Source organism: Maribacter sp. 2-571, assembly GCF_050589625.1.
GTDB lineage: Bacteria > Bacteroidota > Bacteroidia > Flavobacteriales > Flavobacteriaceae > Pelagihabitans.
The window spans coordinates 95,126-112,701 of record NZ_JBNGOP010000017.1; the positions used below are offsets into that span (position 1 = coordinate 95,126).

Here is a 17,576-nt window from a genome sequence, read left to right on the forward strand (position 1 = left end):
AATTATTAATCCAATTTTCGCCATGGACCGTTCCGAAATTATCGTAAAATCACCTGGAAGAATCAATCTGATCGGGGAACATATCGATTATAACCAAGGATGGGTACTGCCCGCGGCGATAGACAAACACATGTTTTTGACCTTTCGAAAGAACGGTTCAAAAAACCATTGCTCCATCATAAGCGACGATTTCGGGGAAACCTTATCCTTAAATCTGGAGCAGTTGGAAAAAAGCGACAAAGGCTGGCACAATTATCTGATCGGAGTACTATTCGAAATCCACGAACGAAGTGCCGGTCTAGAGGGTTTTGAATGCCATATCCGAAGTGAGATACCCGTAGGATCGGGCGTCAGCTCATCAGCGGCCTTGGAATGTGGTTTTGCCTTTGGGCTCAATTCACTTTTCGGGCTAAAGCTGTCCAACTTGGAGCTGGTACAGATCGGCCAATCGGCAGAACATCGTTATGTCGGCACCAAATGCGGTATTATGGACCAATTTGCATCCGTCCAAGGTAAAGCGGGCCATCTCATCCATTTGGACTGCCTTACCCTTGATTTTGAGTATATTCCAATGGACCTGGGGGACCATTGTATCTTGTTACTAAACACCAACGTTGCCCACGATCTGGCCACAGGGGCCTATAATGAGCGAAGACAGGAATGTGAAACTAGCCTCGATCTACTGGCAAGGACGTACGGTATCGAAAAATCGTTCCGGGAGGTCCGTCCGCATATGCTAGAAACCGTAGGAACCCATTTGGGCATTAAAGCCTATAAGCGCTGCACCTACGTGATCGCTGAAATAGCAAGGGTATCGGAAGCGGTAAAGGCGTTAAAGGAGAACGACTTGAAAAAACTGGGCGAACTGCTCTATAAAACCCATGAGGGCCTTAGCATTTTGTATGAAGTAAGTTGTCCAGAGCTGGATTTTCTAGTACGCTTGGCAAAGAGCGAACCCCTGATACTGGGTGCCCGAATGATGGGCGGCGGTTTTGGCGGATGCACCTTGAACCTTATCCATAAAAAAGCCGTTCCGGCCTTTGTCGAACGGGCCAAAGTTGCTTATGAGTCCGAATTCGGCAACTCACTTTCGCACTTTCAAACGGTTCCCGGCGATGGTACCGCGCTGTCACAAACTAGCTGACATTAATTTGTTTCATCCCAGCTTTTGTAGGTTGTTTCGGCCTTGGGGAAAATTACAACCGATATGGGCACTACCGTTTCGAAATACCGATTTTTCTCTCTTTATTTTAAGAACGGGGAATACGAATACCCCCAGTTAAGCAACCTTTTTTCACATCGATACTACTCCAATTTATACAAAGTAGGAATATCTTTGTCTTATTAGTTCGTTTTTCCTTGGACAATGGAGGTGTACCTATGATTTAACGGAAGAAATGGGCCAAATGGTGGACGGCATCGGTTTCAAGGAAAAAATCCGTAGCATTGTCCAAATTAAATGCCATAAGAGGGAAACGGAATCGATATCCATTTAAAAAGCCCAAGTTCTTGGGAAAAGAATGACTTATATTTCAACATTGCATCAACGTAACGGTACAGCTTTAGCGTTCAGTGGTTTCTTGATTTCTAAAAAATTACAGAATGCCCTGTAATACCGAAGACCTGTTAAAGGACCGTACCCCTAGGTATGCTTGGGAAGCGTATTCCGTTGAAGTACGTGCGTCACAATAATAATTGTAACCAATGAAACACCTACCGATTGTCCTACTTTGCATTGTTTTGACTTCTTGTGTGTCACGGCTCCGACGTCCGGGACTATATGGAACAATAGCCGACTTTGAAGGGAATCCCGTTACCAATTGTACGGTGGGAGAAACCAAAACGGACGAGAACGGGTATTTTCGATTGCCGGAAATTAGATACCGACAGTTTTTGTTGACCGAAATGTTCCAAATGGAGGCTCCTCCCCTTTTCATTTTTGAAGTCATCGATAAAAAGGGATATGTTCCTAAGGAAATTGTAGCATTCAGTTCGTTTGGAGGCGGTGCCCGCAAGGGAGCCGAATGGAATTTGGATACCATTCATCTCAAAAAAGAAGATCAAAAGCCAATTAATACACTAGTAAAGCAATGGCGCATACATGCATACAATACCTCGGATACCCTTTACTTTTTAAAGGACGAACACCGTGGCTGTATGGATCGGAAGTGTGGGGATATCCACAACAAACATCAGGCCTATAACGCGGTTCATCTCTCTTCTCTGGGAAACAGCGATAGCACGGTACCCGTTATGCTCAAACATTTTGACGCCCTGGTCGTACCCGAAAACAAGTTCAAGATCTATAGAGTCACTGCTTATGAAGATAATGAGCAAGGGATAATGGCCCTTAAATTTCAGGACAGCGTACATACAGAGGGAAGCTGGCAACTGAACGATTTGCTTTTACAACTGAAAAGCGCGATTCCCGAACTTAACGGTAGCTTTAAAGCCGGGGAGTTTGATTATCACTATATGACCTGGATACGAACCGTACCGAATACAAAGTAATACCCGTGTTTCTTCGCCAAAATTTTTAAAACACGCAACTGTCCGAAGAAAAACGCTTCTGGCACCCTTGTATTATCTTTTGGGACTATAGGGAAAAGTTTTCGGTGAACTATCTGTACTTTAAAGGGCCCTTAGCAATCCCAAAGCCTTATGGACCAAAAAATGAAAAGAACACATCGAAAAAAAATCCTTTTAATGGGGGTACTTTTTGGTTTCCTCTTTTTACCGGCTATCGTAGGCGCGCAACACCCCCAACTTCCCATTCACATAAAAGAAAGCGGGTTTCCCTTTTATGAAAGGTACACTCCCGACATTTATGGCCAAGATCCTTTTAACAACGTAATTGTACAAGGAGATAATGGGCTGTTATATATTGGTAACAAGGGGTTATTGATCTATGATGGCAGTAATTGGGATTACTTATCGCTACCGAACAAAGGCCGGGTTATGTCGCTTGCCAAAGATCGGAACGGAAAGATTTATGTAGGGGGGAACGGAGAACTTGGGTATTTGGACACCGATAGTATGGGAAACCTAAAATATGTATCGCTACTGGAGCATTTAGATGCAAAACATAGGGAGAACTTGGCCGTTTGGCAGTTGCAAGCCACTCCCCAAGGGGTTTTCTTTAATGGGTTGAACGTTTTACTGCGATGGAAAGATGATGCTTTTACAGCTTGGCCCGTAGCAGCAGGGCAATCGATACGAACGAGCTATGCCGATCAAAAGCTATATGTTCAAATACTACATTCGGGCAAAGGATTGCATGTTCTTGAAAAAGATACCCTAAGACCCTTAAAAAATGGCGCCCGTTACAATGATTCCCCTATTCGCTTTATACTGCCATTTAAAGAAAATCAAGTGTTGATCGGTACCAACTCAAGAAATTTGGAATTATATGATTCCGGTACTATAACACCTTTTAAAACAGAAGCGGACGATTTTCTAACCAAAAACATTCTGGGGAGGGCTACCCGGCTCCGCGGTGGAAATTTTGCCATTGCCACCCTTAGCGATGGACTAGTGGTAATAGACACCTTTGGAAGGCAACTTTTGCGTGCCACCGACGACACCCTCTCTTCCTCAATGATCGTGGACATTTTTCAGGATCGGGAAGGCAACTTGTGGATCGCTACAAGCTTTGGGATCACTAAATTAAATTATCGCAATACGGCTTACTCGAAAATAGGACATGAAGTGAACGTCAGGGGTTGGGGCCAAAAGGCGAATCGCTTTAAGGGGCGCATGGTATTGGGTACCGAAGCCGGCCTTTTTGTTCAAGACAGTTCCGTACAAAGGACCCCTTCATTTTTTAAAATCGGAAATTCACAATTTAGAATCCATGATCTTATCGTTTTTAAGGACCAGTTGCTCGTTGCAGGCGAACGCGGTATTTACGAATTGAAGGAGCAAACCTTGCAACTCCTACAAAAATGTAATCCTTTAAGTTTAAAGCGTTCCAAATTGAACGATTCAAAAGTGCTCATCGGTACTACAAAGGGTTTGATGACAATGGAACAACGGAATGGGCAGTGGCAGTTTAACATGCCGATACCCCAAATTAAAGAAGAGATCTATACGGTTATAGAAATGACAAATGGAAATTTATGGTTGGGCACTAATTTTAGCGCCGCTTACCAGGTTTCATTTCAAGATCGGCAACGAGCATTGCAATTGGAGTCTCCACAAATAGCCCGTTTCGATAGTAAAAACGGCCACCCCAATGACGTATTATACCAATATAAAATCGACAACCAGGTCTACTTTTCTGCCAAGTACTATAAAAAAATGTACCGATTCAATAAAAAAGAGCAAAAATTTTATGAAGATGGTACGTTGGCATCGAAACTGGGTTTCCCTGGGGAAACCGTTTTTGTTGAAGCGGTAGATAATTATGGTACCATTCTATTTTCCATAAAAAACGACTCCGAAAACCCGATACAATACTTGGCCTTAAAACAGAAAACAGGTACTTACATTAAAAAATCGATAGCCAAAGAATATATTGCTTCCCTATTACTTTTTTATGACCCCTTGAACAATGTAGCATGGTTTGCAGGAAAAAAAGGTACTTTTCGGTATGACCTCAATATCGTTCAACAGGAACAAAAGCAAAGTAAGACCATTATTAGAAAAGTAGGTTACCAAACGGATTCTATATTGTTTGGCGGCTACAAAGTACAGGTTTCAGAGGGAGGGCCTTCATTACCCCATGCGCAAAACAACTTTAGTTTTAACTTTAGTAATCCTAGTTTTTTTAATGAATTTTCCAATACCTACCAGTATCGCTTGGACGGGTACGATGAAAATTGGTCTTCCTTTTCTACAGCAAACCGTAAGGAGTATACCAATTTGCCTAAAGGAACATATACCTTTCGTGTAAGGAGTAAAAATTCCCAGGGAAATTTAGGGGAACCGGCTTCCTATCATTTTAAGATTCTTTCGCCTTGGTATCTAAGGTGGTGGGCATATACTCTTTATCTGGCCATGATCATGGGAACGGTTTTGATGCTATGGAAATGGAAGTCCACTCGTTTGATACGAAAAAACTACGCACTTGAAAACCTGATCAATGAACGTACGGGAGAACTGGCCGAAAAAAATAGCTTGTTGCTTTCACAAACCAATCGTTTGAAGGAACTGGATAGCATGAAAACGAGGTTGTTCGCAAACATTTCCCATGAATTTAGAACGCCTTTGACCTTAATAAAAGGGCCAATAGACGCTTTGGAATCATCAAACGACCAAATATTGACCACTTCCAATGTAAGAATGATCCGAAGAAATGCCGACCGCTTATTAAAATTAGTGAACCAGCTTTTGGACCTATCAAAATTGGATAATGGAAAGCTAAAGCTCAATCCTTCAGAAGGAGACATTTTTAAATGCATCCGTTCGGCGGCATCCTCCTTTAGCTCTCATGCGGCGCAACGGGGGATGGATTACCAAGTAAAGGTTCCTTCGACATTTTTATGGGTAGCGTTCGACAGGGATAAACTTGAAAAAATCATGTATAACCTATTGAGCAATGCCTTTAAATTTACAAACGATGGGGCGGCGGTAAAAATAGCCGCAGTGTACAAAGAAGCTTCCCTTCATATTAAGGTAACCGATTATGGCCAGGGAATTGCTCCCGAAGGACTTGGGCATATTTTTAATCGTTTTTTTCAGATGGACGATAGCTATACCAAGGAAAAGCAAGGGTCCGGTATCGGATTGGCCTTGACCAAAGAGTTGGTAGAACTGATGCAAGGGGAAATTTATGTGGAAAGTGAATTGGGAAAAGGAAGCAGTTTTAAGGTGGTGCTGCCCATGGAAGAAATAAAGTCCCATAAAGCCGTATTCGACCAATCGATTTCAAAATCGGCATCCCTTTTGGAAACACCCCCTATTACGGCAATAAGACGTAGTGTTCCGAGTGCCATACATGCAAACAAAATACTGATTGTAGAGGATAATGAAGACATGCGGTTCTTTATTGCGGAGCAGTTAAAAGAAACCTATGAAATAATCGAGGCGACAAATGGGGAGCAGGGCTTGGAAAAAGCGATCGAATTGGTCCCTGATTTGATAATAACGGACGTAATGATGCCCAAAATTGATGGGATAACGCTTTGTAAAAGACTAAAATCGGACCGTATAACCAGCCATATCCCCATAATCATGCTTACGGCAAAAGCGGGTGTCGAGAATAAAATAGTAGGCTTGGAAATGGGTGCCGATGTCTATTTGACCAAACCTTTTAACGGCAAGGAAGTAAAAGTAAGGGTGAAAAACTTAATCCTGGAACGGGCCAAACTTCGAAAGCTATTCGGGACGAAAGCCACCATAGTACCCAGCGCGATAACAGTGAATTCAATGGACGAGGCGTTTTTGAAAAGGGTATTGCGGTTGTTGGAAGAACAACATCGGAATCCCGATTTTGGGGTACCGCAAATGCAAATGGAACTGGGAATCAGTAAAACACAATTGCATCGTAAGCTAAAGTCCCTTACCGACCATGCCCCGGGCGAATTGATGCGTAATTTCCGATTAAAACGGGCGGCCCAATTATTGGAAGGGCAAAGCGACAACGTATCTCAAATTGCCTATGCAGTAGGTTTCAACAGCCTTTCGTATTTCACAAAGTGTTTTAAAGAACTTTATGGTGTTTCCCCATCCGCTTACAAGAACGCGCAAAAACCTCCGCTATAAAACCGAAACGATGCCACTTGCAGATAATTCCAGTGGCATCGGTGTAGGTGCCGTATTGACGGTATGTGCCTTTAGTAATTTGGCGAACAATCTAAAAGGTTTTACAAAACCGCTTTTGAAACCAAATGAACAACTTTTGGAACTATAGTGAATCCTTTAACGTTACCAGAAATCTACTTTTGATTCAACTTTTAACCGAGCTCCTTATGAATCAAAATAACCGCATTACTTTTACACCTGCCCTAAAACATTGCATCTTACCTTTATTGCTGAGTTTTACCCTAGCTTCCTGTAAAACATTAGGAACACTTTCCGCCAGTAGGGATTTGTCAAATGTTTCAAACGAACTCGTACTGGAGATAAATAAATTCACCTATACCATTGCCAACGAACACGATCAGTTTTATTCGTTTATCGGTGTGAGGGCTTTGGCCATGGTACATTTGGCCATACATGACATCTTCAATTCGAGGACTGCTCAGTACAAAACGTACCATTTTAAAGGAAGCGCCCCTAAAATTGACCCGTTAGCGGCCTCTATTACGGCAACCAAGACAATCCTTACGGAAGCGTACCCCGATAGGAAAGATACTATCGCTATGGTCTGCGAAGCGTGGTTGCAAAATATACCCCATACCAGTAACCGATCGGAGGCCACCGCTTTTGGAGAACGGCTAGCGAACAACTTGATCGTATTTCGAAAAAATGACGGGCATAGGAAACAAGGGAACTATACCCCTATGACCAAACCGGGAAACTATCGGTACACCCCAGGTTATGACTGGGTGTTGAAACCTGATTTTTCAGTGGCACGCCCCTTCACCTTGGATTCCCTTACCCAATTCCGATCTCCCGCCCCACCCTCAATTGCTTCGCAGGCTTATGCGGAAAGCTTTGAGCAAGTAAAAACGTTCGGGAAAAAAAATAGTGGCGCGAGAACAACGGATCAAACGGATTACGCCCATTGGTGGGCCGAATTCGGGGAACACAGTTGGAACAGGATCGGCCGTATTACGGCACGGAAAAAAGCCCTACCCATTGTAGCTGCCAATAGAATGTTCGCACTCTTGAACATGAACCTCTACGACCTCTACCTGGCCTCTTTGGAAAGCAAATATCACTATGATACCTGGAGGCCTTATACCGCAATCAAAAATGCGGCATTGGACGGTAATACAAAAACAAGGGGAGACAGAAACTGGAAACCGGAAATGGTGACCCCGCCTTGGCCCGAATATCCTTCGGCCCATGCGGCGACCGGTGCCGCGGGAGCAGAAATTTTAACCCATATTTACGGTACTGCCAAAGTTTCGTTCGCTATGCAATCAACGACCGCTTTGCCAAATTCAAAAACAAGGTATTATTCTGATTTGGACGAGGCCGCAAACGAATGTGCCGATTCAAGGATCATGAACGGATATCACTTTGGTTTTGCAACGGAAGAGGGAAAAAGACAAGGGAGGGCCATTGCAAAGCATACGATAAAGCACTTTTTAAACCCGAACCGGTATACCGACATACGGTATGGACAAAAGTAACTTTTGTCCTAATAACGACATCACTCAAAACAAGGTGTATTACGGGTATCGTTCAAAAGACAACAAATTGATTGCTACCTACGCCAAAAAAGTAGATTTCCCATGACCGGCATCCAAGAATTATCGACCACGATGGCTCCTTCCCCAACAGAAAATTAGGTAAAAAATCCAATTGAGACCATTGTACAAAGTTTTGGAACTATCCTGAAAATCATTATTAAGGCTTCTCTATAGTTTCGTACTCGATAATTTCAAACAACAGTACTTTTCAACAACAATTAAACATGATTTCATGAAAAAGCAAAAAACCAGTTGGATATTACTCATTGCTTTGGTAGCGGGTACCGCCCTGTACTTTTTCCTTAAACCAAAAATGGAAGAAATGCCACCAATATTGGTGGACGACGAGCAACCAAAGGAAATCAAGGATTCCGAAATAAAGGAAACCGACGACGAAGGGAGAACAACATCCCAAAATGATTTAGACACAAAAACAAATGAGGGTACGCGAATCGTCTTCTATGAAGGAAACGGATGCGATCAAGATGTGGTACAGAGTATTGGGAACAAAAATTTTGATGGACGTGCCCAGAAGAACGATGAGGCCCGTTCGGTAAACCTGATTCAAGTACCAAAAGGAACGGTAATAAAAGTATACGATAACCCAAAAGGCAAGGAGAATGATGATTTTGCCATAATACTGGTCAAGAAAAAAATATTCAATTATTGCATTCGCACCTTTGAACAGTCGATATATAGTAGCAATATCGAAATGAACTATACCCGAAAAAATGGCCTCGACGGTAAAATTTCCAAAATAGTGGTCCATTATCCAGAATAAACGAAGCACCTAAAAATTCAAATCATATGAGCAAAAAAAAAGATTTTAGAACAATCGAATTGACCTTATTGTTTCGCGCCGAAGATGGTCCTTTACTAGGAAGTTTTTATGTCAGTTGTGGATCTTTATATCTAAAACATTTCAACGTTGCCCGATCCGAGGATGGAGTGGTACGCTTGGGCAAGGTGGAATTAAAATGCGATACCACACCTATTTTTTCCATTCATGGCCATCCATTTATCGAGGAAATTCCAACGAGCATGGTCAAAGGCGACTACTATTTTAAACCACAGGCGATAACTTTAAATAGCGCAAAACGGGTGGTTATCGAAGTACGGCAAAAAAGAGGGGAACTGACCTACACCAGTGAACATTCCAAAAGCAGTCAGGAGGCATGGAAAGAAATTTTTGCCAGAAAATATAATATCGGTTCTGGAACCATTGCAAAGGCCTTTGCAGATGCCAGCATTAACTTCGAATTTGAAGACCATAAGGGCGGTAGCGATGCTATGACCAAAAAAGAATCGTTTACACATACCTTTCGTTTTCCATTACCGATTTTAAGAATAGCACAAGAGCGCAATAGCGCTAATGACATCAATTGACCAGAATTCAAATGAGTCCAAAACAAAGGTATAGGGCTTGATTCCCAAAACTCAATTTCCAAAATATCCCCTAACGAACAAATAGGCACCAAAATGGCTTTCGGACCGAAACTCCGGGATATCCAGATTTCGATGTACCAAATCGCTTTGAATGGCATGTCGTAACAGTCCACTATCGATCCCGGCACCGATGTCGAGGTTATAGTTTCCTTTGGACAATTGCCCTTGTAAAAAGAGATCTCCCCTCGAGATGTCGGGACGTATCACTTCTTGATATATTACATCTCCGCCTTCCAAAGCCTCGCTTCCCCTCACCGGAATTCCGGTCGCCATTCTCAAATTTAAACTCAGATTGTTCAACAACCATCCACTGCCCATATCGATGCCGTTGTTAGGGATATAGGACAGGCTGGCGCCCGCAGTATCCCCTTGATCGCCCCCGTCCCCGGTCGGCCAAAACGCATGATCGTTCCAATAGGCAAGACCCACAGGTCCTAACTGTAGTCCCAACACCCCTACCCGTTGTTCCTCTACCTGTTGCATTTGATGGAGCGAGGCATCATTGGAAACCATGGTAGAACGATATCCCACATCCAAATGAAAACGGTCGTTTCCCACCCGTAAAGCGGTATAGGAATCGCTACGGGCATTCCCCGTTGTCTGGCCAAACTGCATTCTTTGATCGGAGTTCGTGTATTGGGAAAAGGAAATAATACTTACTAAGGGAAAGTCCGTAAAAAAGTACCGTCCCGGAGCGTAAAAGAAATCTCCCGACTCCGACAAGGGTGTTGTTGGAATAAGGGGATAACCGGACAAACGACCATTATCGATCGTTAACGGCCCAAAAGTGGTCGTAGTAGTATCGGGCGCGGCCGCAGTGGTGTTCCCGCTTCCAGCATCGGTGGCGGCCACGGGGCCCGGTGATGAAACCTCGGGTACCGTTAAATCCGGATCGATGGGATCGAGCCGTAGTCGATCTGACTCGTCCAAAAGGCTAAAACGACTCGGCGACAGGCTAAAACCATCCAACCCTCCCGGATCTATTTTATTTATAGGGTTGGAATCGCAGTATTCATAAAGGTTGATCCCTCCATTGGTGCCAATGGGATCAGGTTTCGACCATCTTCCCAACCACGGCAGGTAATAACGTGCGGTATGGTAGTTCATCCCACTTTCCTCATCCCGTTCCATACCGGTATACCGATATCGTTTGGCAGCGGCCTTTACGCTTTGATCCACCGCTTGGTACGAGGTGGTGCCGTAGGGATAATACTCCTCATACGAAATAAGGGCTCCCGAAGCATCCAATTCCAAGGCCGAAGACCCCAGATGATCCGCATACTGATACCGTACCGACCGATCGGCAGTGGTGTCCGATCCAGCAGCGATCGTTTTGGTGTCCACCAAGGCTACCCGACCGGCATTGCCCGCGATATGGAACGACTCCCGTTCCAATCGCACCGAACCATCTGGGTCGAACTCGCGGTAGACCTCCAAATTTCCAAAATACACCCGTTCTTTAGTTATGCGGTTGCCATCGGTAATCGTTTTGCGGTTGCGTGTTCCTGTTATCGTGTACCAATAGTGGGCAGTGCCCTGAATAATGGATACATGCGTTAACCGATCGAAACAGTTCCATGTTAAACCGAACTGTTGCGGTGTATTTGGTTGCAATCCCTCCATATTCCCATGAGGATCATGCGTGTAACGCTGTACGTCAGCGCCTTGGGTATAGTCCAACAATTGATTGTTCTTTTTAACGGTTTGTGCTACCCCTAAACGTTGGCGATCTCCATCATTATTGTTGTAACCCAAAGTTTTGGTCCACCGATGCGTTAAACTCCCCAAACCGCCCAAATGACGGATATTGAGCAAGTTTCCCGTAGCATCGTAGGTATAGTGTTGGCGGTATTTTTGAAGCGCTGTTCCATTACCGGGATGTGGCAATGCGGTTCGCAAATGGTCTATCCTTGAATCCGGTATACTGGCATGTACGCCCGCTTGTCCCATGTGTTCCCGTCCTTTGGCAGTTATCAACCGGTACAGGGCGTCATAAACAAAAGTCTGGCCAGGAACGGTCATCTGGTTGTTAAAAAAAATGGTGTCCTGTGCCAAATTTTCGATACTGGTCAGGTTTCCAACGGAATCGTAGGTATAATTAAGGTCTTGAAGCGTTTCCGAAGTATTCACGGTTCTAATTCGTACCAGTCGAAAAGAGGTTTCATCGTATCCATACCTTGTAACCGAACCGTTCCCATAAAAAATCGCTTTCCGTTGTCCTTTTTCGTCATATTGGATATCCCGTACATATACCAATGGCCCTTTTTGGGCAATGTTACCCCTTACTTCACGTAACAGCCCTGCCTGGTTATACGTGTAGTCTACAACGGAAAGGGTTCCTCCAAGCCGTCCGGTATGTTCCTGAATTGGCCTGTTTTTAGCATCGTAACTTTTTTTTTCGGTGAACACCTCAGGTTCCATATCGGAATCTGCTTCCCAATGCGGTATGTTGTAGGTATCTGCATCAAACATTATAAGCGGTTTTAAGGAGTGGAAATCTTTGTTATTGCGTGAGCCACGTGGGAAATAAAAACTCTTTTAATCCCAAGGAAATAAGACTTCCGTTGCCGTAATGGCATGCTGATTCCCGGTGACCACGACAAAAACTCCCATTAATGGAAAAGTATTCACTTTAGCGGTAGGGACCCAAAATAATTGTTTGTGTTGCTCCAAATCCTGTATGAACGGTGAACAAAACGTTCCATCATCGCTTTTGAAGGAATACTACTACCAATTTTCTTGAGGGAATAATTTCTACAATTCGGCTTAAGGTTTTTTCAAAAACTACGACAAAGAAATGAGATGGGTGCAAGGCCTTCCGTACTACTTGGTGAGAACCCCGTTTGAAATCGAGCCGCGAAAGCGCTACCCCGTAATCGACTATCGCTTATGCAAAACGTTGAAAAATTCCATCCCGAAATCAATAAGGTCTACCTGATGGAACGGCACTCGCTCTTCCATATCATTTCTGGAACGGGAAGCATCCAAGTCGATTTTAAGAATTATTTCGACTGGCAGGAAAAAGCCATTTTTTTAGAAAAAGGCCAATACATTAAATTTTTATCGGACAATTTTAGGGTCCGTAAAATTGAATTTTCGGACCAAGGAAAATTGCATGCCTCGGAATTCCGTGTATTGTTCAAGCATTTGGTTTCCTTGGGATATATCGATTTACCGGAATGCACGGAATGCAGCTCTTTTTTATCGGAGCGTTTGTCCGCCAATACGGCTACGGATATTATGACCGTCGCCTCCAAACAGTGGTATTGGCAAAATCCGTTCAATGCCAACAAGGAAGAGTATCAGGTTATCTTCGATATCAAGGAAGTTATCGATAAAGAATATGCAAACCGATTGTCCGGTAACGACCTTATGAACCAGATCAATGATCGAGGGTATAACGTTCAAGCGCTTTTCAAAAACAAAGTTGGGCTATCCCTTACCGGTCTGATCCAATCCAAAAGGCTAAACGAAAGCCAAAAAGAAGTTGCATTTACCGAGAAAACGATTCAAGAAGTTTCCTATGACCTGGGGTTTAAGGATGACGCCTATTTCAACCGCTTCTTTAAAAAATCGACCGGACAAAGCCCGAAACAATTTCGTGAAAACTTTGATTTTGAACACCGCGACCAATTCTCGCAAGACCTTTTGGAGCTGCTTCAAAAATACCACACCCAAGAAAGGTCCCTTGAATTTTACGCCGATAAAATGAACCTTTCCATAAAAGCGTTGTCCGTTAAAGTACGTCATAAAATGAATACCTCCCTTGGTCAACTCATACGATTCGAGCTGGTGAATACCGCCAAATCGATGCTGTGGGAAGGACAATCCGTTACATCCATCTCCAGAAAACTGGGGTTTGAAGAACCCAACCATTTTTCAAGGTTCTTCAAACACTATTCCCAAAGCACTCCTACGGAATTCAAACAAAAAAAGACAACATTTCACCACTTGTATCAAAGTAGCTAAAACAGCTTGTTGCCGTTTCGGGTGCCGTCTGGAAAGAAACGTTCATAAAAAAGCCTATAACCGTATAACCGAAGCGCTGCTAAAAGCTTCTTAAAATTGTCCCGACAGCCCAAAAAACGATTGCCTCCAAACGTTTTTTGGGCCGGTCGCATTCATTGGTATCCGTCCGATCGTCAATACTTACGAATGGCCGTTCTTTCCTAGAGCCACTTAAAGGTGATAAACGAAAATCAGGGGCCCCTAAAGGTGGTGCCGGTAAAGTTCGGCGATGGGGCATATTTTCGTCAAAGCAAATCCATGTCTACAACACCTTGCCCTACCTATGATGCCCTGCCGCGGCAATGGTTGTAGATCTCGTCCAAACCCAATCGACCATCTTTAAAAACCGACCAGGCTACAAAATTCTTGGAACATCATTCTAAACACGCATCTCCAAACCCAAACATAAAGTACAATTCTTCGTCCTTTTTTTGTAGCGTCCAAACTAGTATATAGGCCCATCTTTGCAATGTAATCATCCTTAAAAGACCGGCTACGATGTAGAAGGTTAGGATGTGATACAGGTACCAAATCCCGGGTCGAACCTAACCCGTTTCGCGTAAAATAGGAAACGTATTTTTTGTTCTTGAACACTATCGTATTGCATCCCGAACAGCTTTGGTCGGCCAAAAAAATAGAACCAAACCGACGCCTTCGGAGTAAAACAACCGGAAACAACTGTATAAAAACACTTTTAAAAACCTTTAAATCTATTCAATTATGAAATTTGTAACGAAACGGATCCATGCTTTTTTGGATTATCCTGTAGCAATAGCGTTAATGGTACTACCCTTTCTTTTGGGCTTGGGCGGTACGAACAGCATGGCCCTATATTTATCGTTGATCGTGGGTATCGCGGCGTTTGTACTGACCGTATTAACGGACCATCACTTGGGAATCGTAAGGGTGGTGCCATATAAAATGCATCTAACGGTCGACTTTTTGGTAGCGGTCCTATTTGTGATTGCGCCCTTTATTTTTTCCTTTCAAGGTATCGATGCCTATTACTATTGGGTAAATGGTATAGCGGTACTGACGGTAGTAAGCTTACACAAGCCGGAAGCCGTCGCCGCCTGACCGACTTTCCCTCAAAAGTATTCCTTTAACATATAAACAGTAAGAAAAGCTCTTGGTTGCAGGGGCTTTTTGTGTTTCCAATCTTCATTCCCTTATACCCTCGGAACGGTAAAACACTAATGGATGAATACCCTTTTCCTTTAGACTTATTCATTAAGGTGTCGTACCCTAGGCCTTTGCGAACAAAGAGCATGGAATCTGGTTCCATCACCCATTAGCACATCCTCCTATACCCAAGCAATCACGGTCTATTTGATTAAAAAAGGTAACGTCTCATTTGATAGATTATCCTAACGGCATGTATTCCCTATCAATATTAAAATAATGTTACACATCATATTTGTAGGATTTTACAACAAAAAATGAAAGTTTAAGAAAAATTAATCTAGGTTTATCGCTCCTTTTTTAAGACCATTTTAACTTTTAGATCCATGCTACCTATCATGAAGTACGACGTTCGCCCTTTCACAAACGAATCCTTTTCTCTTACCCAACTTGGAAAAAAGGTTTCATGTTTCTTGATTTTTCTATTCCTACCTTTAACAGCTGCCGTAAGCGCGAATTCCATAGCCAACGGTAATCCGCTATGTATTGCCCCTAACGAAAATGTTTTTGGGGCTCAAAAAAAGGCGACTACCGCACTATTTTTTCTCCAATTCCCGACAATGGCACCACCGGTAATTGATTTGAACGGTACCCAAGCCGGCGTAAACTCCAATGTAGTTTCCGAACCCGTTTCGGGCTCGGTAGGCCCGACCGTAGAATTTGGTGCCGCAGTTTCTACCGATGACGGAAACATCTTAAACGCGACAATATCCTTTGTTGGGGTAACGGACACGAATGACGAATTTGTTGGTATCATAGACAGTGGTACCGGAGGGATTGGCGCAGTCTATAATTTATCCACCACGGCAGGCCCATCCAATATCACGGCGGGAGGCAGTACCCTGACGGTTACGAACACCGGTCCTGGAGTATTTTCCATAACCGATAGTGGCTCCGGTCCTATTCCCGTAGCGAATTTTAACATTTTTATGGCCAACTTTCTGTATGGAAACCAACGCGGTTCCGGTGGTGCCACCGAGGGTGTACGTACCATGACGGTCGCCGTAACCGATGTTCAAGGTACTTCCAGCGCCGATGCCTTTATCAATGTTCAATACCTCCCACAAGCTTTTGATGACACCAATTCCGTATCGGCAGACGATACTTCTACCGTTTCTGGAAATTTAGCGGCCAATGATACCGATCTTTCATCGGGGGACACACTTTCCGTTTCCGAAGTAAATGGATATTCTGCCAGTGTAAACAATCCCTTCAACTCCACCTACGGAACCATAACCGTAATGGCGAATGGCGCCTATACCTATGATGTGGATGAAACGAACATCGCCGTATTGGGCTTAAAAAACGGAACGGTGCTGACCGACATTATCTCTTACGGAATACAAGATGCAAACGGTAATATCGACTATGGATATGTTTCCATTACCATTAATGGGGTGGATGAACTTCCGATTGCGACCGACAATACCAATACGGTGACTGTATGGGGTTCCGCAGCTACTGGAAATGTTATTTTTGACGATGACGGTTTTGGTACCGACAGTGGCGACCGACCACTATCCCAACTCATTTGGGAAAACCAATTCGCCAATCTGGAACCTGTTAACGGCCTTTCCCGAACGGTGGATGGTGTCACCCTCGATTTTACATCTACAGATCCTGGAGGAATCGGGATACCCGGCCAAAATCAGGTTTCCTTACAAACAGCGACCAATGGCGGGCATACCGGTTACCTCCTATTTGCAATCGATGCTTCCATCAATCCCAGTCCCAGTACAACATTGACCATTGATTTTGACCAACCCATCGTAAACTTTTCCTTTACCATTTCCGATATCGATTGGTCCCAAAACGATTCGTGGCAAGATCAAATGCAGGTTTCCGGTCTGTTATCGGGAACGAACGTATCGTTTATTCCACAAGTTTCAGGGTCGGTAATGCAGCCGAATACGAATACGTTTTATGGGACCGGGGTAGTTCCACCGGAAGATGCACATGGTAACATAAATATTTATTTTGATACGCCTGTCGATCAAGTAGTATTGAGCTATAACTACGGACCAGATGCTACAGCTTCCGACAATGCAGGGCAAATTGCCGGAATATCAGATCTTAATTGGCAAAGTACGGCCGTACCACGTATCAGCGCAGTAGATGGCAATAACGGAAATGTGGGAACTCAAATAGCCACCACCTATGGATTCATTATCGTAAACGGGGATGGAACCTACTCCTACATACCGGACACCAGCAATCCCTTGGTATCAAATCTTTTGATTGGGGATACCTTGACCGATGTAATTCCCTATACCTTAATCGACACTATCGACAATTCCGGAAATGTCGATTCCGCCAACTTGACCATTACCATCAACGGTTCCGCTATAGATTCCGACGGCGACGGCGTGACCGATGCCGTGGACCTGGACGACGATAACGACGGGATTCCCGATATCGTGGAATCGGGGGGGAGCGATCCCAATGCCGACAACGATATGGACGGCGTGCCGGCATATCTGGACGATAACAACGGGAACGATACCGTGGGCGACGACAACGGAGCGGTACAGCCCGGGTTCGACAAGGACGGGGACGGGACCCCGAACCATCTCGACAGGGACGCCGATAACGACGGGATACCCGACATCCTCGAGGCCAACGGTACCGATACCGATG

General features: G+C 44.0%; 11 protein-coding genes. 10 read left to right on the top strand and 1 reads right to left on the bottom strand.

Translation table 11 applies throughout. From position 1 onward, the window contains the following. Positions 1–22: 22 nt before the first annotated feature. From galK to ACRD7P_RS13420, 7 genes are all read left to right on the top strand, one after another. Positions 23–1,144, top strand: a complete 1,122-nt coding sequence (galK, locus tag ACRD7P_RS13390; protein ID WP_430908138.1) for a galactokinase — start codon at positions 23–25, stop codon at positions 1,142–1,144. A gap of 560 nt (positions 1,145–1,704) precedes the next feature. Continuing rightward, positions 1,705–2,511, top strand: coding sequence for a hypothetical protein (locus tag ACRD7P_RS13395; RefSeq protein WP_430908139.1), 807 nt, complete (start codon positions 1,705–1,707; stop codon positions 2,509–2,511). A gap of 162 nt (positions 2,512–2,673) precedes the next feature. Continuing rightward, positions 2,674–6,705: a response regulator gene (locus ACRD7P_RS13400; protein WP_430908140.1), complete on the top strand. Its 4,032-nt coding sequence runs from the start codon at positions 2,674–2,676 to the stop codon at positions 6,703–6,705. Positions 6,706–6,715: 10 nt separating this feature from the next. Continuing rightward, a complete protein-coding gene (locus ACRD7P_RS13405; protein ID WP_430908141.1) occupies positions 6,716–6,853 on the top strand; it encodes a hypothetical protein in 138 nt (45 codons plus the stop codon). A 58-nt stretch (positions 6,854–6,911) separates the two neighbouring features. After that, on the top strand, positions 6,912–8,243 hold the full coding sequence (locus ACRD7P_RS13410) for a phosphatase PAP2 family protein (RefSeq protein WP_430908142.1): 1,332 nt from the start codon (positions 6,912–6,914) through the stop codon (positions 8,241–8,243). A gap of 292 nt (positions 8,244–8,535) precedes the next feature. Next, positions 8,536–9,084, top strand: a complete 549-nt coding sequence (locus tag ACRD7P_RS13415; protein ID WP_430908143.1) for a hypothetical protein — start codon at positions 8,536–8,538, stop codon at positions 9,082–9,084. Positions 9,085–9,110: 26 nt separating this feature from the next. Then, positions 9,111–9,689: a hypothetical protein gene (locus tag ACRD7P_RS13420; RefSeq protein ID WP_430908144.1), complete on the top strand. Its 579-nt coding sequence runs from the start codon at positions 9,111–9,113 to the stop codon at positions 9,687–9,689. A 51-nt stretch (positions 9,690–9,740) separates the two neighbouring features. On the opposite strand, the gene ACRD7P_RS13425 is transcribed toward ACRD7P_RS13420, so the two are convergent. Continuing rightward, positions 9,741–12,221 (bottom strand): RHS repeat-associated core domain-containing protein, encoded by a 2,481-nt coding sequence (locus tag ACRD7P_RS13425; protein ID WP_430908145.1) that lies wholly within the window; start codon positions 12,219–12,221, stop codon positions 9,741–9,743. A 417-nt stretch (positions 12,222–12,638) separates the two neighbouring features. Between ACRD7P_RS13425 and ACRD7P_RS13430 the strand changes: the two genes are divergently transcribed. The 3 genes from ACRD7P_RS13430 to ACRD7P_RS13440 all read left to right on the top strand — a co-directional run. Further along, positions 12,639–13,718: a helix-turn-helix domain-containing protein gene (locus ACRD7P_RS13430; protein WP_430908146.1), complete on the top strand. Its 1,080-nt coding sequence runs from the start codon at positions 12,639–12,641 to the stop codon at positions 13,716–13,718. 759 nt (positions 13,719–14,477) lie between these two features. Continuing rightward, positions 14,478–14,834, top strand: coding sequence for an SPW repeat domain-containing protein (locus ACRD7P_RS13435; protein WP_430908147.1), 357 nt, complete (start codon positions 14,478–14,480; stop codon positions 14,832–14,834). A 518-nt stretch (positions 14,835–15,352) separates the two neighbouring features. Then, positions 15,353–17,576 (top strand): beta strand repeat-containing protein (locus tag ACRD7P_RS13440; protein ID WP_430908148.1); only part of this gene is annotated, 2,224 nt, incomplete at its 3' end.